Annotated in this window: 1 protein-coding gene; it reads right to left on the minus strand. The window is 70.9% G+C overall.

Annotated features, from left to right (window positions below; translation table 11 throughout):
- The coding region (locus AAEY78_RS15255) for a PTS sugar transporter subunit IIA (RefSeq protein ID WP_352340385.1) at positions 1-230 on the minus strand (230 nt) is incomplete at both ends.

Here is a 230-nt window from a genome sequence, read left to right on the forward strand (position 1 = left end):
GCGTGACGCTTGCCGGATCGCGCGTTCGCTGAACCATCGCGCGGCGTCGGCGAGCAGTTCGAGGTGTGCACGGTCGTCCGCGTGCGGCAGAACCAGCACGACGAATTCGCGCACGGGCTTGCGGTCGGGCGCGTTGAACGTGAACGGGTATCGCGCGCGGACGAACAGCGCGACGGCCGAGCCGATCCCGTCGACGCGCGCATGCGGAATCGCGACGCCCTGGCCGAGGC

The sequence above is a fragment of the Psychrobacter sp. 16-MNA-CIBAN-0192 genome, assembly GCF_040309565.1.
In the GTDB taxonomy this organism is placed as follows: Bacteria; Pseudomonadota; Gammaproteobacteria; order Pseudomonadales; family Moraxellaceae; genus Psychrobacter.